At 72.0% G+C, this 18,136-nt stretch carries 16 protein-coding genes; 10 read left to right on the top strand and 6 right to left on the bottom strand.

Annotation, left to right across the window (positions count from 1 at the left end; genetic code table 11):
• Positions 1-88 precede the first annotated feature (88 nt).
• Both ACFWY6_RS15860 and ACFWY6_RS15865 read right to left on the bottom strand, forming a co-directional pair.
• Complete coding sequence (locus ACFWY6_RS15860) at positions 89-640, bottom strand: heme-binding protein (RefSeq protein ID WP_384689949.1); 552 nt, start codon at positions 638-640, stop codon at positions 89-91.
• A gap of 173 nt (positions 641-813) precedes the next feature.
• A complete protein-coding gene (locus ACFWY6_RS15865) occupies positions 814-1,461 on the bottom strand; it encodes a PAS domain-containing protein (RefSeq protein WP_384689952.1) in 648 nt (215 codons plus the stop codon).
• A 140-nt stretch (positions 1,462-1,601) separates the two neighbouring features.
• Here ACFWY6_RS15865 and ACFWY6_RS15870 point away from each other — a divergent pair, with 140 nt between their 5' ends.
• Positions 1,602-4,874, top strand: a complete 3,273-nt coding sequence (locus ACFWY6_RS15870; RefSeq protein WP_384689955.1) for a cytochrome P450 — start codon at positions 1,602-1,604, stop codon at positions 4,872-4,874.
• On the opposite strand, the gene ACFWY6_RS15875 is transcribed toward ACFWY6_RS15870, so the two are convergent.
• Positions 4,844-5,431 (bottom strand): PadR family transcriptional regulator, encoded by a 588-nt coding sequence (locus tag ACFWY6_RS15875; RefSeq protein ID WP_384689958.1) that lies wholly within the window; start codon positions 5,429-5,431, stop codon positions 4,844-4,846. The genes ACFWY6_RS15870 and ACFWY6_RS15875 overlap by 31 nt on opposite strands.
• Before the next feature lie 107 nt (positions 5,432-5,538).
• Between ACFWY6_RS15875 and ACFWY6_RS15880 the strand changes: the two genes are divergently transcribed.
• On the top strand, positions 5,539-5,931 hold the full coding sequence (locus ACFWY6_RS15880; RefSeq protein WP_384689961.1) for a nuclear transport factor 2 family protein: 393 nt from the start codon (positions 5,539-5,541) through the stop codon (positions 5,929-5,931).
• Between the two features lie 12 nt (positions 5,932-5,943).
• Here the strand turns inward: ACFWY6_RS15880 and ACFWY6_RS15885 are convergent, their stop codons facing one another.
• Positions 5,944-6,909, bottom strand: a complete 966-nt coding sequence (locus ACFWY6_RS15885; protein WP_384689964.1) for a LysR family transcriptional regulator — start codon at positions 6,907-6,909, stop codon at positions 5,944-5,946.
• A 117-nt stretch (positions 6,910-7,026) separates the two neighbouring features.
• Here ACFWY6_RS15885 and ACFWY6_RS15890 point away from each other — a divergent pair, with 117 nt between their 5' ends.
• The 4 genes from ACFWY6_RS15890 to ACFWY6_RS15905 all read left to right on the top strand — a co-directional run bounded on the left by ACFWY6_RS15890 (position 7,027) and on the right by ACFWY6_RS15905 (position 11,289).
• On the top strand, positions 7,027-7,722 hold the full coding sequence (locus ACFWY6_RS15890) for a type 1 glutamine amidotransferase domain-containing protein (RefSeq protein ID WP_384689966.1): 696 nt from the start codon (positions 7,027-7,029) through the stop codon (positions 7,720-7,722).
• Between the two features lie 5 nt (positions 7,723-7,727).
• Positions 7,728-8,342: a TetR/AcrR family transcriptional regulator gene (locus ACFWY6_RS15895; protein ID WP_384689969.1), complete on the top strand. Its 615-nt coding sequence runs from the start codon at positions 7,728-7,730 to the stop codon at positions 8,340-8,342.
• 114 nt (positions 8,343-8,456) lie between these two features.
• Positions 8,457-10,802: a molybdopterin cofactor-binding domain-containing protein gene (locus ACFWY6_RS15900; protein ID WP_384689972.1), complete on the top strand. Its 2,346-nt coding sequence runs from the start codon at positions 8,457-8,459 to the stop codon at positions 10,800-10,802.
• 10 nt (positions 10,803-10,812) lie between these two features.
• Complete coding sequence (locus ACFWY6_RS15905; protein WP_384689975.1) at positions 10,813-11,289, top strand: (2Fe-2S)-binding protein; 477 nt, start codon at positions 10,813-10,815, stop codon at positions 11,287-11,289.
• On the opposite strand, the gene ACFWY6_RS15910 is transcribed toward ACFWY6_RS15905, so the two are convergent.
• Positions 11,264-12,547: an MFS transporter gene (locus ACFWY6_RS15910; protein ID WP_384689978.1), complete on the bottom strand. Its 1,284-nt coding sequence runs from the start codon at positions 12,545-12,547 to the stop codon at positions 11,264-11,266. The genes ACFWY6_RS15905 and ACFWY6_RS15910 overlap by 26 nt on opposite strands.
• A gap of 63 nt (positions 12,548-12,610) precedes the next feature.
• Between ACFWY6_RS15910 and ACFWY6_RS15915 the strand changes: the two genes are divergently transcribed.
• Positions 12,611-12,976 (top strand): MerR family transcriptional regulator, encoded by a 366-nt coding sequence (locus ACFWY6_RS15915; RefSeq protein ID WP_384689981.1) that lies wholly within the window; start codon positions 12,611-12,613, stop codon positions 12,974-12,976.
• Here ACFWY6_RS15915 and ACFWY6_RS15920 read toward each other — a convergent pair.
• A complete protein-coding gene (locus tag ACFWY6_RS15920; RefSeq protein ID WP_384689983.1) occupies positions 12,971-13,720 on the bottom strand; it encodes a TetR/AcrR family transcriptional regulator in 750 nt (249 codons plus the stop codon). The genes ACFWY6_RS15915 and ACFWY6_RS15920 overlap by 6 nt on opposite strands.
• A 122-nt stretch (positions 13,721-13,842) precedes the next feature.
• Between ACFWY6_RS15920 and ACFWY6_RS15925 the strand changes: the two genes are divergently transcribed.
• The 3 genes from ACFWY6_RS15925 to ACFWY6_RS15935 form a co-directional block, all read left to right on the top strand.
• On the top strand, positions 13,843-15,672 hold the full coding sequence (locus ACFWY6_RS15925; RefSeq protein WP_384689986.1) for a glycosyltransferase family 2 protein: 1,830 nt from the start codon (positions 13,843-13,845) through the stop codon (positions 15,670-15,672).
• 6 nt (positions 15,673-15,678) lie between these two features.
• On the top strand, positions 15,679-16,743 hold the full coding sequence (galE, locus tag ACFWY6_RS15930; RefSeq protein ID WP_384689988.1) for a UDP-glucose 4-epimerase GalE: 1,065 nt from the start codon (positions 15,679-15,681) through the stop codon (positions 16,741-16,743).
• A gap of 11 nt (positions 16,744-16,754) precedes the next feature.
• On the top strand, positions 16,755-18,136 hold a 1,382-nt coding region (locus ACFWY6_RS15935), incomplete at its 3' end, for a UDP-glucose dehydrogenase family protein (protein ID WP_384689991.1).

Consider the following 18,136-nt stretch of genomic DNA (forward strand, 5'->3'; position numbering starts at 1 on the left):
TTCCGTTTGGGGTTATGGGCTTACTTCCGATACGGCCGGCGGCACCGGTCGGGGGGGGGGCGGGTGCCGCCGGGGTACAGGGCCGCGGCTACTTGGCCAGGGCGGCGACGCCGGCCTGGGCGAACTTCTCGTCCAGGTCGCCGGAGGGAGCGCCCGCGACACCGATGCCCGCGATCGGGGCGCCCTTGTCGGCGACGGGGGCGCCGCCCGCGAGGAAGAGGGTGCCGGGGATGTCCTTCAGCGTGGGGGCCTTGTCGAGGCGCTTGGTCAGCTCGGAGGTCGGCGCGTTCCAGGAGACGGCGGTGAACGCCTTCTTCTCGGCCGCCTCGTAGGACTGCGGGCCCGCGCCGTCGCCGCGCAGCGTCAGGATGGTGTTGCCGTTGCGGTCCACGACGGCGACGGAGACGCGCTGGTTCTCCTTCTCGGCAGCGTCCAGCGTGGCCTGCGCGGCCTCGGTGGCGGCGTCGATCGTCAGGTGGGAAGTCTGCGTGACGTTCTTGCCGGCGGTGTCGGCCTTGGCCGCGGCGGGGGCGGCCGGCGTGGCGGCGTTGGCGGAGACGGCTCCGAACGTGCCGGCGGAGAGGGCGGCGGCGGCAACGGTGCCGGTGAGGACGCGGGTACGCAGCGACATCTTCTTCATGGTGGGCTCCTTCGAATGGACCGGCCGGATGGACCGGGGGGGACCGGCCGGATGGACCGGGGAAGCTCGGGAAGCTCTGCGTTCCCGCTCTGACATCCATCCTGGGTCCGGATCCGGCCCGACCTGGTCGACCTAGGAGCCGCCTTCGCCCGCCCCGACGGGGGACGGCCGGGTCAACCGATCGGTTGACCCCCGGTCGCCGCTGCCGCCGCCTTCGGCGGCCACTCCCCCGGAACCAGCACCCCCAGCGCGTACGCCCGCGCGACCAGCTCCGTCCGGTTCGACGCGCCCCAGCGCTCGGTCAGGCGGCGCAGGTGGTAGGTGACGCCGTCGCGGGTGAGGCCCGTTTCGCGGGCCGCCCTTTCCGTCGTGGCGCCCGTGGCGAGCAGGGCCAGGATGCGGGCCTCGGACGGGGTGGCCGCAGCCGTCGTCTCCGGCGCGGCGGGGGCGGTGTCCTCGCCCAGGACGCGGAGCAGTACGAGCAGCCCGGGGACCTCGTCGGCGGTGTCGCTCACCGGCTCCGCCGTCAGCTCGCCGTGGCGGCGCACCCCGTCTGCGGCCTCCCAGCGCACGGCGACGGGGTAGCGGGAGCGGCGGCCAAGGCGCAGCGCCTCGACGATCCGCACGACCTGGGTCTTCTCCTCGGGGCGGAACAGTTCCAGTACGTTGCGGTCGCGCAGGGCGCCGGGCGCGCTGCCCCACTCCGCCGCCATCGCCGGGTTGGCCAGGATGATCGCCCCGTCGGCGTCGCACACGGCGACCGGCATCGGGATGCGGTCGAACAGGGTCATGGCGCGGTTGCGCCACAGCACGGAGTCCATGCGCGGCTCCTTCTGGGCAGTCAAGTGCGTGGCGGCTCACGGCACTACACAATCATGTAGTGGCGCGGTACTGACCCGGGGGTAAGAACGATCAAGCTGGGGGCAGTGACTTCCGTACGGCGAAAGGCAGTTGTCGCGCCATGCCCCCCACACCCGCGCCCACCGCAGCGCTCCCGGACCTGTCCGCACCCGGGCACACGATCGACGACGTCGACGGCATCCCGCTGATCGACATCTCCGCGACCGGCCCTGGGGCCGCCCCGCTGCAGCAGGCCATGGAGCTGGCCCGGCGGCACGGCCCGGTGGTGCGGCGGCGGCTGCACGGCAGGGACGCCCTGTTCGTCGGCGATCTCGACCTCGTCACCGAACTCGCCGACGAGCAGCGGTTCGCCAAGCATGTCGGACCCGCCCTGGAGAACGTGCGCGAGTTCACCGCGGACGGCCTGTTCACCGCGTACAACGACGAGCCCGACTGGGCCCGCGCGCACGACATCCTGATGCCCGCGTTCGCGCTGGGCTCGATGCGGACCTACCACCCGGTCATGCTGCGCGTCGCCCACCGGCTCATCGAGTCGTGGGACCGCGGCGCCCGCGACGGGCGGCCCGTGGACGTGCCCGGCGACATGACCCGGATGACGCTGGACACCATCGGCCTTGCCGGGTTCGGCTATGACTTCGGGTCCTTCGAGCGGGCCGAGCCGCATCCCTTCATCTACTCCATGGTGCGCTGCCTGGAGTGGAGCATGACGCGTCTGAGCCGTACGCCGGGCAGTGACCACTCGGCGGCCGACGCGGCGTTCCGGGCCGACGCCGACTATCTGGCGCAGGTGGTCGACGAGGTCGTCTCCGCGCGCGCCGGCGCACCCGGCACGGCCGATTCCGCCGAGGATCTGCTCGGCCTGATGCTCACCGCCCGGCATCCCGGCGACGGCGGAAAGCTGAGCACCGCCAACATCCGCAACCAGGTGATCACGTTCCTGATCGCGGGGCACGAGACGACGTCGGGCGCGATGTCCTTCGCCCTGTACTACCTGACCAAGCACCCCGCCGTGCTGCGGCTCGTGCGCCGCGAGGTCGACGCGCTCTGGGGGGACACCGCCGATCCCGAGCCGACGTTCGACGAGGTGGGGCGGCTCACCTACACCCGTCAGGTGCTCAACGAAGCGCTGCGACTGTGGCCGACGGCCGCCGCGTTCGGCCGCCACGCCCGCGAGGACACCCTGCTCGGCGGCCGCATCCCGCTGCGCGCAGGGCAGGGCGTCACGGTCCTGACGCCGATGCTGCACCGGCAGCCGGTGTGGGGCGACAACCCGGAGCTGTTCGACCCCTCGCGCTTCACCCCGGAGGCGGAGGCGGCTCGCTCCCCGCATGCGTTCAAGCCGTTCGGCACGGGTGAACGGGCCTGCATCGGGCGGCAGTTCGCGCTGCACGAGGCGACGATGCTGCTCGCCATGCTGGTCCACCGCTACCGGCTGCACGACCACGCCGACTACCGGCTGACCGTCAAGGAGACGCTCACCCTCAAGCCCGATGGCTTCACGCTCACCCTCACGCCCCGCACCGCGGCCGACCGCGTGCACGGTGAGCTGCCGGGCACGGCCGCCCGCCCCGCGGCTGCCGCCGAGACCGACGCGGTGGCGCTGCCCTCCCGGGTTCGCGCCGGTACCCGCGCGCTGTTCCTGCACGGCAGCAACTACGGCACCTGCCGGGACTTCGCGGCCCAACTCGCAGACGAGGCCGCCTCGGTGGGCTGCGAGACGGAGGTCGCGCCGCTGGACGCCTACGCGGGGGCGCTGCCCGTCGACCGCCCGGTCGTCATCACCGCGGCCTCCTACAACGGCCGCCCCACCGACGACGCGGCGGCCTTCGCCTCCTGGCTGGACGGCGCGCCCGCGGCCACCGCCGAGAACGTCACGTACGCGGTGCTCGGCGTGGGCGACCGCAACTGGGCCGCCACCTACCAGCACGTCCCGACCCGCTTCGACGAGCGGCTCGCGGAGCTTGGCGGCACCCGGCTGCTCGACCGTACGGCGGCCGACGCGTCGGGCGATCTCGGCGGAGCGGTACGGGACTTCACGGCCCGGCTGCGCACCGCGCTGCTGGAGCGGTACGGCGACCCGGACGCGGCGGAAGCGGAAGCGGATCACGCCTCGGGCGCGTACCAGGACGCGTACGAGGTCCGTGAGCTGACCGGCGGCCCGCTGGACGCCCTTGCCGCGCGCCACGGGCTCGCCCCGATGACCGTGACGGAGGCGTACGACCTCACCGCGCCCGGCCACCCCCGCGTCAAGCGGTTCCTGCGGCTCGCGCTGCCCGACGGCGTGACCTACCGCACCGGCGACCATCTCACCGTGCTGCCCGTCCAGGACCCGGCATCGGTCGAACGGGCCGCCGGGGCACTCGGGTTGGACCTGGACGCCGTCCTCGACATCCGCGCGGGCCGCCCGCGCCGTGACGGTATCGCCGTGGACCGTCCGCTGACGGTCCGCCAACTCATGGCCCGGCACGTCGAGTTGCAGGAGCGTCCGACCGCCGGGCAGCTGGCCGCGCTCGCCGCCGCCAATCCGTGCCCGCCGGAGCGTGCGGCCCTTGCCGCCCTGGCCGACGATGCCGATGCGCGGGCCGCCGACGGGCGCACGCTGCTCGAAGTGGTCGAGGCGCACCCGGCGTTGCGCGGCGCCCTGGACTGGCCGACGCTTCTGGAGGTGCTCACGCCGCTGCGTCCGCGCCACTACTCGGTGTCCTCGTCGCCCGCGGTCCGGCCCGGCCAGGTGGATCTGATGGTCTCCCTGCTGCAGGCGCCCGCCCGCTCCGGGAGCGGCCGCCTCTACCGGGGGACGGGCTCCGGCCATCTGGTCGGCCTGCGGCCGGGCGACACGGTCCTCGCCCGTGTCCAGCCGTGCCGCGAGGCCTTCCGTATCGATCACGGGGACGGAGCAGACACGGCGCCGGTCATCATGGTCGCCGCCGGCACCGGTCTCGCGCCCTTCCGGGGTGCGGTCGCGGACCGCGCCGCGCTGCTGGCCTCGGGTTCCCAACTACCGCCCGCGCTCTGCTACTTCGGCTGCGACCGGCCGGACGCCGACTTCCTGCACGCCGATGAGCTGCGCGCCGCAGAGGCAGCGGGGGCGGTCTCGCTGCGGCCCGCGTTCAGCGAGGCACCGGTGGACGGGGTCACCTTCGTCCAGCACCGCATCGCCGCCGAGGCCGACGAGGTGTGGGAGCTGCTGGCCGCCTGCGCCCGTGTCTACGTCTGCGGCGACGGCTCCCGGATGGCGCCCGGCGTACGCGACGCCTTCCGCACCCTCCACCGGGACCGCACACCGGGGGCCACGGCCGAGGACTCGGAGAAGTGGCTCGACGAGCTGATCGGGGCGGGGCGTTACGTCGAGGACGTGTACGCCGCCGGGTAGGGCGACGCCTCGCGGCGGGCCAGGATCTCCAGGGCCCGCTCGCACCAGCGCAGGTTCTCCTCCTCGAAGGCGCGGCCGCGCATCAGCGTGAGGTAGGGGCCGACGCGCTCGGCGTCGCGCAGAAACGCCTCCTCGTCACGTCCGGCGAGGAGGCGTTCGCGCTGCCGTTCATAGCCGGCGAGCTTGCCCCGCGACCACGTCACGCGCTCCTCCAGGAGCGCCCGGGTGGCGTCCGGGTCTCCCCCGTCCATGGCCTGGATCTTGACCAGGAGCTCGTCGCGGATGGCGGTCGGGCGCGGCGGCTCGGCCGCGAAGGCGTGCAGTGCGCGGCGGCCCGTGTCGGTGAGCGTGAACATCCGCTTGTTCGGCCTGCGTTCCTGCTGCACCACGCGCGCCTCGATCAGGCCCTCGCCGTCCAGGCGCTCCAGCTCGCGGTAGAGCTGCTGAGGCGTGGCCGACCAGAAGTTCCCCACGGACACGTCGAAGACCTTGGCCAGGTCGTAGCCGGACGACTCGCCTTCCAGGAGCGCCGCCAGGACCGCGTACTTCAGAGACATCTGGACACCGTACACCGATGTGATTAGTCTCCCACGCACCTACTCAACAAATTGACTATCAAGGCCCTCCCGGGTCTTCCGAGTCCTTCCGAGCAGTGAGGTGTGGCATGCAGGCATTCCGCAAGGCCGTCGAGGCGGGCGATCACGCGGCCATCGAGGCGCTCCTGGCCGATGACGTCGTCTTCAGCAGCCCGGTCGTGTTCCGCCCTTACCCCGGCAAGGCGACCACGGCGGCGATCCTGCGCGGCGTCACGCGCGTCTTCGAGGACTTCCGCTACGTACGCGAGATCAATGACGCCGGGGGCCGCGATTCCGCGCTCGTCTTCGAAGCCCGCGTCGGCGACCGCGAGATCAGTGGCTGCGACTTCCTCCACCTCGACGAGAACGGTCTGATCGACGAGTTCACGGTGATGGTGCGTCCGCTGTCGGCCGCGCAGGCGCTCGCCGCCGCCATGGGCGCCCAGTGGGAGCGGATCACCGAGGAGGCGGCCGCCGGGTGAGCGGGACCGCGGCTACCAGGCGCGGGCGGCCTTGATCAGCTGGTCGCGGACCAGCGCGACATGCGGGTTGTCCGCGGACCCCGGGCGCTGGACCAGATAGCCGGTGTTGATCGGGGCGTCCTGCGGATCGTGCAGCAGGACGAGGCTGCCCGCGGCCAGCGCGTCGCGGCACAGATAGCGGGGCAGCACGGAGAAGCCCGCGCCCGCGATCACGGCGGAGAGCACGCCGCGCAGGTCGGGCACGGTGACGGAGGCCTCGCGGGTCAGGCGCTTGCCGAAGACGTGCCGCCAGTAGCGGCGGGCGATCGGCAGGTCCTCGGCGTAGGTGACGAGCGGGACGCCGTGCAGCACGGCGGGCCCTTCGGCGGCGATCCGGTCGGGGCCGCCGATCCGCTCGGCCCACGGCTCCGCGGCGACCAGGACGAACTCCTCGTCGGCCAGCGGCACGGCGTGCAGGGAACGGCCGCGGGGCCGGGCCGTGGCGATCACCAGGTCATGGCGTCCTGCGCGCAGCTCGTCCAGGAGCGGATCGGTCAGGCCGGTGCTGACCCGCAGCCGGACGCCCTTCTCGACCAGCGGTGCGAGGGCGGGCAGCGCGCAGTGGCAGAGCATCTCGGCCGGGCCCGCCAGAGGGACGGGCCCGGCAGGGGCGCCGTCGAGGGGGCCGCCGTGACCGGTGACCGCCGCAAGGGCGTCGAGGGGATCGACGATGCCGGCGGCGAGCGCGTCCGCGAACGGCGCGGGGGCGACGCCGCGCGGCAGCCGCTCGAACAGCTCCCGGTCGACCTGCCGCTCCAGGGCGCGGATCTGGGTGGTGACGGTGGGCTGCGAGAGGCCGAGCAGGCGCGCGGCGGACGTGAAGGAGCCCGACCGGTACACCGCAAGGAACGTACGCAGCAGATTCAGGTCCAGCGGACCGCCCGCGGCACTCGTCGGCTGCGCCGCTCCCGGCGATCCATCGGAATCCTGATCTCCCATATGGCTCAGCCTATTGGATTTCCTTGGGGCGGCGGACCTACCTTCGAGGCATCAACGCACTGACGTTCTGAGCACGGAACGTCAGGTACTCCAGCCTCGGAAGCCTCGGAGAGACACATGTCCAAGATCCTGTTCGTCCTGACCGGCGCCCACCACTGGACCCTGGCCGACGGCACCCAGCACCCGACCGGCTTCTGGGCCGAGGAGGCCGTCGCCCCGTACGAGGCGTTCAAGGCCGCGGGCCACGAGATCGTCGTCGCGACGCCGGGCGGTGTCGTCCCGCCCGTGGACCGGGCAAGCCTGGCGCCCGAGTTCAACGGCGGCCAGGAAGGCGCCGACAAGGTCGCCGCCACCCTCGAATCGATCGACGAGCTGAACCACCCCATCAAGATCGACGAGGTCGACCTGGCCGACTACGCCGCGGTCTTCTACCCCGGCGGCCACGGCCCCATGGAGGACCTCGCCGTCAACGCCGACTCGGGCAGGCTCCTCACCCTCGCCCTGGAGTCGGGCAAGCCGCTCGGCGTGGTCTGCCACGGTCCGGCCGCGCTGCTCGCCGCGACGAAGGCCGACGGCTCCAACGCCTTCGCGGGGTACGAGCTGACCGGCTTCACCAACGTCGAGGAGACCCAGTCCGGGTTCGCCGACAAGGCCAAGTGGCTGCTCCAGGACCGCCTGGTCGTGGCGGGCGCCGACTTCCAGGAGGGCGAGCCGTGGGCCCCGAAGATCGTCGTCGACCGCAACCTGGTCACCGGCCAGAACCCGGCGTCCGCCGCCCCGCTGGCCACCGAACTCCTGAAGAAGCTGGCCTGACCCCGATGGGCACCGACCGGCTCGACGAGGTCCTCGACGCCGCCTACGACTGCCTCACCAGGTACGGCGTACGGCGCACCACGATGGACGACATCGCCACCACCATGGGCGTGTCCCGGTCAGCGGTCTACCAGTACGTACGCAACAAGGACGACGCCTTCCGCAAGCTCGCCCGGCGCCTGCACACCCAGGCGCTGGAGCGGGCCGAGCGGGCGGCGGGCGACCCGGACGCCGCGCAGGCCGAACGCATCCGGGGCGTCCTCGCGGCCAAGCTCGACCTGGTCCTTCGCCTGGCCGGGGACTCTCCGCACTCCGCCGAACTCCTCGACCACAAGGCCCGCCTGTTCGGCGACATCTGCCACGACTTCACCGGCTCGCTGCGCCGCCTGCTCATCGGCCTGTTCGGCGAGGCGGGGACCCCCGCGACGGTGGAACCGGCCGAGGCCGCCGACATATGCATCGCCCTCGTCACCGGCCTGGAGTCCGTCTCCGAGGGGGAACGACTCTTCGGGCCCGCGACGGACGCGCTCCTGACCGGACTCCTCGTCACGCCCCTTCTCGACGCGCCCCCTCTCGACGGGCCCCCTCTCGACGGGCCGCTGAACGTGCCGCTGAGCTGACTTCCGGTCAATTCCTGTGGTGGCCCTGTGGATTTTTCGCCCGCTGCCTGCGGCCCCCGCCGCCGCGCCATAGGCTCCCCCGGCTGATCGTTCACGTTCCCGGGAGGAGCACCCATGGCAGCACAGCGCCGTTCGGCACAGGATGCGGAGGCTGAACCGCATGGGCCAGACGGGTCCGAGGGGCCCGGCCGCCGCAGGGTGCTCGCCTATCTGCTCGCCGCGCCCACGCTGGCCGTCGGCGTACGGTTCGGCGTCGACTCGGCCGGCGAGAGCGCCGAGGCCGTGGTGCCTTCGCCGCCGCAGCCCGAGAACCTCCTCGACCTCGGCGATCTGCAGAACCTGGCGGCGGCGCCCACCGCGGGCCTGATCGCCGTCCAGGTGCACACCGACGGCACCGCGTCCTTCGCGGTGCCGCGCGCGGAGGTGGGCCAGGGCATGACCACGGCGGTCGCCATGATGATCGCCGAGGAGATGGACCTGCCCATCGGCAAGGTCAAGGTGACGATGGCCGACGCCCGCCCGGAACTCCTGATGAACCAGATGACCGGCGGCTCGAACTCGATGCGCAGCATGTACCGCCCGGTGCGCGTCGCGGCGGCCGTGGCCCGGCAGCGGCTCGTCGCCACGGCCGCCGGGCAGTGGGGCGTCGCCGCGTCCGAACTCACCACCAAGGAAGGCGTCATCGCGTACGGCGCCGAGAAGAGCGCCACGTACGGATCGCTCGCGAAGGCAGCGGCCAGCACGCATGTCGTCCAGGCATCGGCCCGGCTGAAGGACCCCTCCGAGTTCACCGTCCTCGGCACCCCGCAGAACCGCGTCGACGCGCTGGCCGCCGTGACCGGGCGGAAGACGTTCGGGATGGACATGCAGGTCCCGGACGCCAAGCCGACGATGGTGCGCAGGCCGCCGACGATCAACGGCACGGTCGTGTCCGTCGAGAACGCCGACGCGGTGCGGGACATGCCGGGCATCACCGATGTCGTGACCGTCGAGCACGGTGTGGCGGTGCGCGGCGAGACGTTCGGCCAGTGCATCGACGCGCTGCGGGCGCTGAAGGTGACCTGGGGCCGTGGCACCGTCGACGGGGAGTCGGACGGCACCGTCCTCGCCAAGCTCAAGAAGGCGGCGCTGCCGATGGTGATACCGCCGCTGCTCACCAAGAAGGTCGACGCCGAGTTCACCTTCGCGTTCGCCAGCAACAGCCCGCTGGAGCCCGACAACGCGATCGCGGACGTGCGCGCCGACCGGGCCGAGATCTGGTCGAGCCTCAAGGTGCCGATCGTCGCCCAGCGGGACATCGCCACGCGGCTGGGGCTGCCCCAGAAGGCGGTCACCGTGCATGTGATCGAGGGCGGCGGCTCGTTCGGGCGGCATCTCTTCCACGACGTGGCCGCCGAAGCCGCCGAGATCTCGCAGAAGATGGGCAAGCCGGTCAAGCTGTCGTGGTCCCGTACGGACAACTTCCGGCAGGGGCGCACGCATCCGATGTGTGTCTCGCGGGTCCGCGCGACGTACGGGCTCGGCAATGTGCTCAGCTACGAGCAGCGGCACACCAGTTCAGAGACCGACTTCGGGCACGGCCTGGGCGAGATGATCACGTCGACGGCCGCGAAGCTTCCGGTGGCGGGCAATCTGACGTTCGCCGAGACCATCTTCCAGCTGACCCAGTCCACTCCGTACAACTTCGGGGTGACCACGCAGCTCCTCAACGAGGTGCCGCTGAAGTTCAACACGGGCAGCATGCGCAACATCTACTCGCCGAACGTGGCGTGCGCGAGGGAGCTGGTCGTCGACCTGCTCGCGGCGAAGCTCGGCAAGGATCCCGTGGAGTTCCGCCGCGAGTTCCTCAAGGACAAGCGGCTGCGGGCCGTACTGGACAAGGCGGTTGAGGAGGGCGAGTGGGGCAAGTCGCTTCCCGCCGGGATCGCGCAGGGCATCGCGCTGCACTCCGAGTACCGGGGAGCGGTCGCCGCGCTCGTCGAGATCGACTGCCGGCCCGAGACGGTGAACCGGAAGGTCAGGGACGGAGTCACCGGACCGCGCGTCACCAAGGCCCTGATGGTCGTGGACGCGGGATTCGCCATCAACCCCCGTGGCCTGGAGGCCCAGATGATGGGCGGCATGAACGACGCCCTGGCCATGGCGCTCACCTCAAGCCTGCACATCAAGGACGGCATCCCGCTGGAGGGCAGCTGGGACAACTACTTCTACACCCGGCAGTGGAACACCCCGCCCGAACTTCGGGTCGTCGTGATGCCCGGCACCGGCGACAAGCCCGCCGGAGCAGGCGAGTTGGGCGTCGCGCCCGCGTTCGCCGCGATCGCCTGCGCCTACGCACGCGCCACCGGGACGCTGCCGACCAGCTTCCCGATCAACCACGGCACGCTCAGCTTCGAACCGCTGCCGCTCGAGCCGTCAACCCCGCAGTCCCCGACCGACGGTCTCGACCGCGCCTACTGAGGAGCCCTCCGTGCCAAGCCACACCTTCAAGCTCAACGGCGAGCGGATCACCGTCGAGGCCGAGGACGACGTACGCCTCCTGTGGGTCCTGCGCGATCTGCTCGGCGTCACGGGACCCAAGTACGGCTGCGGTCTCGGTGTCTGCCAGTCCTGTACGTCGCACATCAACGGCAAGGCGTTCAACCCCTGTTCGGTGCCGGTGTCGAAGATAGGCTCCGACGACGAGATCACCACGATCGAGGGCCTGCCCGGCACGGTCGGCAAGGAACTGCACCCCATGCAGGAGGCCTGGCTGGAGCTCGACGTGTCGCAGTGCGGGTACTGCCAGCCAGGGCAGATCATGGCCGCGGTCGCCAAGGTGCGGCAGGCCGCCGACGCCGGTCGTGAGATCAGCGACGGCGACCTGGACGAGATCCGCAACATCTGCCGCTGCGGCACGTACACGCGCATCCGGGAGGCCATCAAGGCCGGGGCGAAGCGGATGTGAACTCCTTTGCGTACTCGGCGAGTTCTGGCGCCGCCCCGGGTCCGGATTGCGCCGCCGCGCGCCGGGCGGGGAAGCCGTGCCTGCGGGCGGCGGCCACCACCACGAGCACCGGTACGAGCAGGGTGAGGACGCTCCAGGGGAAGGACTCCGGGCCGAACTGTCCGAGGAGGATGCCGCCTACGACGCCGCCGCCCGCCATGGCCGCGTTCCAGAGGGTGACGAGCATGGCCTGCGCGGCGTCCGCCGCATCGCCGCCCGCGTCGCCGGCGGCGGTCTGCAGGAGCGTGGGAGCGCCGCCCCAGCCGAGCCCCCACAGCGTCACCGCCACGTAGACGAGGGCGGGGCTTTCGGCGAGCACCGCGAGGAGCCCGGCGGCCACGGCGACCAGCAGGGCGCTCGCGATGGTGAGCGTACGGAGCCTGCGGTGGATGTGGGCGCCCACGATCCAGATGCTCAGCAGGGAGGCGGCGCCGAAGACGAGCAGGACGAGGTCGGTGGAGCCGCCCATGCCGAGGTGGTCGAGGAACGTGGCGACGTAGGTGTAGAGGATCGTGTGGGCCAGGACGAAGACCAGCGTGACGGCCAGGACCGGCGTCACGCCGGGGATGCGCAGGGTCGAGAGGACCGGGGTGCGGACATCGCGCCGCTGTCCGGGGTGGTCGGGCACGGACACGGTGATCCAGCCGAGCAGTACGACGGTGAGCACGGTCATCAGCAGGAACGCGACGCGCCAGCCGAGCGCCTTGCCCAGGAAGGTCCCTGCGGGCACGCCGAGCGAGAGGGCGACGGGGATGCCGGCCATGGCGATCGCGATCGCCTTGCCCTGCAGCTGGACCGGTGCCAGGCGGCGGGCGTATCCGGCGAGCAGCGCCCAGGCGAGACCGGCCGCCACACCCGCGACGAACCGGGCCACCATGGTCAGCGGGTAGTTGCCGGAGACCGCCGTGACGGTGTTGGCGACGGCGAAGCCGGTCATCGCGGTCAGCAGCAGCCGCTTGCGCCGCCACCCCGCGGTGGCCGCGGTCAGCGGGATCGCGGTGAGCGCGGTGCCGATCGCGTAGACGGTGACCGTCTGGCCCATCGCGGACTCGCCGACGCCCAGGTCGGCGCTCATCGCGGGCAGCAGCCCGGCGGGCAGGGTCTCGGTGAGGCTGGTGATGAAGACGGCGGTGGCGAGGGCCAGGAGGGCGGCGATGGGCAGCTTCCGGGTCCCGGATCCGCCCCGGGAACCCACGTGTTGTGTGGTGTCGTTGCTCATGCCCGTATGCTCGAACCCTCACATTGATGTGAAGGTCAAGCGAGAGGCTGCGAGGTCGATCAGATGCGGATCGGAGAGCTGTCGGAGCGCACCGGCACACCCCGGCGACTGCTGCGCTACTACGAGGAGCAGGGCCTGATCATGGCCGAGCGCTCCGCGAACGGCTACCGCGCATACGACGAGCGCTTCGTGGACCGGGTCCTGCAGATCCGCGGGCTGCTCGACGCGGGCCTTCCCACCCGCATCATCAAACAGATCCTGCCCTGCCTGGACAAGCCCCGCACGATCTACTTCCCGGACGCGACACCGGAGATGATCGCCACCCTGGAGCACCAGCGGGACCGCATGACCGAGCGCGTGAACTGCCTGATCCGCAACAGGGACGCCATCGCGGAGTACCTCGACGCCGTACGCAACGGCACCTCATGATCCGAGCAACGCGTCGAGCCCCGCGGCCAGTTCACCCGGCCCGCCCCGGTCGTCCAGGGCCAGGGCGATGGCCCGCAGCTGCGGGAACTCCCGCGCGGGCATGCGGTGCAGACCGAGGCGGAAGGCGGGGTCCGGCTCGCCCGGCTCGTCGTCCATGGCCCGCAGCTCCACGAGGAGATAGCCGAGCAGCCACGCGGTGAACGCCCGGTGCAACTGGACGGTGCGGCGGTCGCTCAGCCCCGCGTCCCGCAGCAGCGCCAGGACCCGCTCGTCGCTGCGCAGCACGGCCGTGGGCCGCCGGGCCAGCGGCGTGGACAGCAGACGGGTGGCCAGGAGCGGGACCACGTTCGGGTGGCGCAGGGCCACGCCGTAGGTGGCGAGCGCGATGCGGTGCAGCTCCCGCCGCCAGTCGGCGGCCGGGGGCCGCTCGGCCTGGTCCGCCTGGTCCGCCTGGTCCGCCTGGTCCGTCTGGCCCGCCAGATCCGCCTCCAGTTCCAGGCAGAACGCCTCGACCAGGCCGTCCAGCAGGTCGCTCTTGCTGGGTGCGTAGCGGTAGAGGGCCATGGCCTCCACGCCCAGTTCCGCGCCGAGCTTGCGCATGCTGAGGCCGGAGAGGCCGTCGCGATCGACGACCTCCACTGCCGTGGCGAGCACCCGCTCGCGGCTCAGCCGCCCATAGCGTCCGCGGTCGCTCGCGCGCCGCCCCTGGGGCGCCCCCGACCCCGCTTCTCTGCCTTTCGGCATGACCGCCGCCTCCGTAGCTCCGGCCCCCTTGACCCCAGGGAACATCGGGTGCAAAGTCGTACATATACGACGTAAACGTACGAAGTCAGCGTACAGCGTCAGGCCCTCAGGAGCGTCGCACCATGACGCACAGCGAGCCGATCACGGCGGACCAGACCGAGCTGGAGCGCGAGCTCGCGCGGATGTCGGACGGCAACGTCGTCCGGATCGGTCCCGGCGGCCCCGTCTTCGGACTGCCGTTCCCGGTGCGCACCGTCCGGCCGACGACCTTCGTGCCCGCGCTCCCCCGCCGCGACCGGGCCCTCCTCACGGTGATCGCCCTGGGCTGGGCACTGAGCTTCCTCTACTTCTGGACCTGGTGGCTGCGCCCCGAGCACCGCGTCGGCTGGGCGGGACTGATCGTCAACAGCGTCCTGCTGCTCTACCTCACCGGCCTGCCCTGCTACTTCTTCGTCACCGCGCTCCGCCTTCGCCGGGTCAACCCGGATCTGCCGGTCCCCGCGGCGCCGGTCGCCTTCGCCGTCACCCGCGCCCCCTCGGAGCCGTGGCCCACGGCCCGGCGGACGCTCGAAGCGATGCTGGCCCAGGACTTTCCGCACCGCTACGACGTGTGGCTGTGCGACGAGGACCCGACCGAGGAGATCACCGCGTGGTGCCGCGGGCACCGGGTGCGGATGTCCTGCCGCCGCGGCGTGACCCCCTACCACCGGCGCGACTGGCCGCGCCGCACCCGCTGCAAGGAAGGCAACCTCGCCTACTTCTACGACCATTGGGGCTATCAGCGCTACGACGTGGTCGCGCAGCTCGACTGCGACCATGTGCCCGCCGCGACCTACCTCGCCGAAATGGTCCGCCCCTTCGACGACCCCGCCATCGGCTATGTCGCCGCGCCCAGCATGTGCGACGCCAATGGCCCGGACTCCTGGGCGGCCCGGGGGCGAGTGCACCGCGAGGCCGTCTGGCACGGCGCGGTGCAGCTCGGCCACAGCGACGGCCTCGCCCCGATGTGCATCGGCTCCCACTACGCCGTACGCACCCGGGCGCTGCGGGACATCGGAGGGCTCGGTCCGGAACTCGCCGAGGACTTCTCCACCACGTACCTGCTCAACTCGGCGGGCTGGCACGGGGCGTTCGCCATCGACGCCGAGGCGCACGGGGACGGTCCGCTCACCTTCGGCGACATGATCACGCAGGAGTACCAGTGGTCACGGAGCCTGACCACGATGCTTCTGGGCCTGCTGCCGCACCATCTGCGCCGGCTGCCCTTCGTGCTGCGGCTGCGCTTCTCCTACGCCCTCGCGTACTACCCGATGCTCGGCCTGATGATCACCGCGGGCCTCACGCTCCCGCCGATCGCCGTCATCACCGGCCTTCCGTGGATGAACGTCAACTACTTCGACTTCCTGGTCCACTTCTGGACCATGCCCGTGTGGCTGCTCCTGACCCTGCTCCTGATGCGCCGCTGCGGGATGCTGCGACCGCGCGCGGCGCCCCTGGTCAGCTGGGAGACCTGGCTGTTCGCGCTTGCCCGCTGGCCGTTCGTCATCCTCGGTCTGTTCGGCGCGGTCGGCCAGAAGCTGCGCTCGCGGCCGCTCACGTTCAAGGTCACGCCCAAGGACACCGGCGGCCCGCGGCCGCTGCCCGTCCGGCTGACCCTGCCCTTCACCGTGCTCGCCGCGGGCCTCTCCACGATCGCCCTGGTCGGCGAGTTGACAAGACCGTCGGCCGGCTATGTCTTCCTCTGCCTGCTCGCCGCCACGACGTACGCCGTCGTCGCCATCGCCGTTCCCCTGCTGCACGTCCGCGAGGCGGCACGGGCGGCAGGTCTCCGCTTCACCCACGCGCTGCCCACGGCGGGCCTCCCGCTGGCCCTCGGCCTCCTGGCGGCACTGCCGGTCGCCACCGCCATCACCTTCTACCCGGCGTACGCCGCCGCCGTCCTGGGCTGGTGAACGGCCATGAGGAAACCGTCCACGATCCTGGTCACCGGCGGAGCGGGCTTCATCGGAAGCCACACCTGCGTCGAACTCCTCGACCACGGCTACGAGTTGATCGTGATCGACAACTACTCCAACAGCACCCCGCAGGTCTTCACCCGCGTGGAACGGATCACCGACCGCTTCGTCGGTGCCGTCTATGAGCTGGACATCCGTGATCGGCGCGCCCTGTCGGCCGTATTCGACCGCCACTCCGTGGACGCCGTCGTGCACTTTGCCGCGCACAAGGCCGTGGGCGAGTCGACACGGATGCCCATCCAGTACTACGACAACAACGTCGGCGGCACGACAGCGCTGCTGCGGGTCATGCAGGAACACGACGTGCACCAGCTGGTGTTCTCCTCGTCCTGCTCGGTCTACGGCGACGCGGGACGCGGCCCGCTCGACGAGTCGACGCCCGCGGCGCCCACCAATCCGTACGCCTCCTCCAAGTGGCTCTGCGAGCTGCTGCTCGCCGATGTGTGCGCCCGCTGCCCCGAGTTCACCGTGCTCGCCCTGCGCTACTTCAACCCGGTGGGCGCCCACCCCAGCGGGCTGCTCGGCGAGGACCCCGGCGGCGTACCCGACAATCTGATGCCGTACGTCGCGCAGGTCGCCGTCGGCCGCCGGGAGCGGCTGCCCGTCTTCGGCCAGGACTACGCCACCCCCGACGGCACCGCTGTCCGCGACTATCTGCACGTCATGGACACCGCCGAGGCTCACCGGGTGGCCCTCGACCACCTCGCCGACCGGCCCGGCATGCAGATCTTCAACCTGGGCGTCGGCGCGGGCCGTTCGGTCCTCGACGTGATCTCCGCGTTCGCCGCGGCCTGCGGCCGGGCCGTCCCGTACCAGATCCTGCCGCGCCGGCCCGGCGACGTCACCGAACTCGTCGCCGACGCGGGCGCGGTGGCGCGCGCCTGGGGCTGGCGCCCCACCCGCGACCTGGCCGACATGTGCCGTGACGCATGGCGGTTCCAGCAGCTCAATCCGGACGGCTACGCCGGCTCCGGACGGCACCCGAACGGCACCCGGCACGACCCTTGAGGAGCGACGTCATGAGGATGACAGTGATAGGCACCGGATACGTGGGGACGGTGCACGCCGCGTGCATGGCCCACCTGGGCCATGAGGTCCTCGGCATCGACATCGACGCCGAACGGATCGCATCGCTCGCGGCGGGCCGGGCCCCCATCCACGAGAGCGGCCTTGACGAGCTGCTCGCCCGGACCGTCGCGTCGGGCAGGCTGCGCTTCTCCACGTCGCTCGCCGAGGGCGCCGCGTTCGCCCGGACGCACTTCGTGTGCGTGGGCACCCCGCAGCGGCCCGACAGCGAGGCCGCCGACCTGCGGTACGTCGACGCCGTCGTGGACAGCCTGGCCCCGCATCTGCGGCCCGGCAGCCTGATCGTCGGCAAGTCCACGGTGCCGGTGGGCACGACGGCCCGGCTCTCCGAGCGGCTCGCCGAGATGACCCCGGGCACGGAGGTCGCCTGGAACCCGGAGTTCCTGCGCGAAGGCTCCGCCGTCAAGGACACGATGCGACCCGAGCGGCTCGTCGTGGGCGTCTCGTCGAAGCACGCCGAGGGGGTGCTGCGGGCGATCTATACGCCGATGATCCTGGCCGGGGTGCGGTTCTTCAGCACCGATCCGGCCACCGCGGAGCTGGTCAAGGTGGCGGCGAACTCCTTCCTCGCCACCAAGATCTCCTTCATCAACGCGATGGCCGAGGTGTGCGACGCCGCCGGCGCCGACGCGTCGGTGCTCGCCGCGGCCATCGGCGCGGACTCCCGGATCGGCCCCCGCTTCCTTGAGCCGGGGCTCGGCTTCGGCGGGAGCTGCTTCCCCAAAGACATCCGGGCCTTCGCCGCCCGCGCCGAGGAGCTCGGTGCCGGCGACGCCGTGGTGTTCCTGCACGAGGTCGACCGGATCAACACCCGGCAGCGCAGGCGCACCGTCGACCAGGCGCGCGGACTCCTCGGCGGTTCCCTCACCGGCCGCCGGATCGCCGTACTCGGCGCCGCGTTCAAGCCCGGCAGCGACGACGTGCGCGACTCGCCGGCCCTCGTCGTGGCGGCCGCCCTGCAGGAACAGGGCGCCACGGTCCGCGTGCACGACCCCGAGGCCGTCGACAACGCGCGCACCGTCCACCCGGAGCTGACCTACACCCTGGACGTCGACAAGGCCTGCGAGGACGCGGACCTGGTCCTGCACCTCACGAACTGGCCCGAGTACCGCCGCATCGACCCCGCCGCGCTCGCCACGGTCGTCCGCTCCCCCGTCCTCGTGGACGCCCGCAACAGCCTCGACCCGCGCCCCTGGTCGGCGGCCGGCTGGGCCGTGCACGCACCGGGCCGGGGGGGCGGCGCCGCGCGGGGGGGGGGGCCCCCCCCGCCCCCCCCCCCCCCCCCCGCGCCCCCCCCCCCAGCGGGGGGGGGGGA

This window comes from Streptomyces sp. NPDC059037, from assembly GCF_042740015.1.
In the GTDB taxonomy this organism is placed as follows: domain Bacteria; phylum Actinomycetota; class Actinomycetes; order Streptomycetales; family Streptomycetaceae; genus Streptomyces.

Coding starts and splice junctions, on each gene's coding strand:
- ACFWY6_RS15860 (WP_384689949.1), bottom strand. CDS start 640: ATGAAGAAGATGTCGCTGCGTACCCGCGTCCTCACCGGCACCGTTGCC.
- ACFWY6_RS15900 (WP_384689972.1), top strand. CDS start 8,457: ATGGCAGCACAGCGCCGTTCGGCACAGGATGCGGAGGCTGAACCGCAT.
- ACFWY6_RS15870 (WP_384689955.1), top strand. CDS start 1,602: ATGCCCCCCACACCCGCGCCCACCGCAGCGCTCCCGGACCTGTCCGCA.
- ACFWY6_RS15925 (WP_384689986.1), top strand. CDS start 13,843: ATGACGCACAGCGAGCCGATCACGGCGGACCAGACCGAGCTGGAGCGC.
- ACFWY6_RS15895 (WP_384689969.1), top strand. CDS start 7,728: ATGGGCACCGACCGGCTCGACGAGGTCCTCGACGCCGCCTACGACTGC.
- ACFWY6_RS15865 (WP_384689952.1), bottom strand. CDS start 1,461: ATGGACTCCGTGCTGTGGCGCAACCGCGCCATGACCCTGTTCGACCGC.
- galE (WP_384689988.1), top strand. CDS start 15,679: ATGAGGAAACCGTCCACGATCCTGGTCACCGGCGGAGCGGGCTTCATC.
- ACFWY6_RS15915 (WP_384689981.1), top strand. CDS start 12,611: ATGCGGATCGGAGAGCTGTCGGAGCGCACCGGCACACCCCGGCGACTG.
- ACFWY6_RS15920 (WP_384689983.1), bottom strand. CDS start 13,720: ATGCCGAAAGGCAGAGAAGCGGGGTCGGGGGCGCCCCAGGGGCGGCGC.
- ACFWY6_RS15890 (WP_384689966.1), top strand. CDS start 7,027: ATGTCCAAGATCCTGTTCGTCCTGACCGGCGCCCACCACTGGACCCTG.
- ACFWY6_RS15885 (WP_384689964.1), bottom strand. CDS start 6,909: ATGGGAGATCAGGATTCCGATGGATCGCCGGGAGCGGCGCAGCCGACG.
- ACFWY6_RS15910 (WP_384689978.1), bottom strand. CDS start 12,547: ATGAGCAACGACACCACACAACACGTGGGTTCCCGGGGCGGATCCGGG.
- ACFWY6_RS15875 (WP_384689958.1), bottom strand. CDS start 5,431: ATGTCTCTGAAGTACGCGGTCCTGGCGGCGCTCCTGGAAGGCGAGTCG.
- ACFWY6_RS15880 (WP_384689961.1), top strand. CDS start 5,539: ATGCAGGCATTCCGCAAGGCCGTCGAGGCGGGCGATCACGCGGCCATC.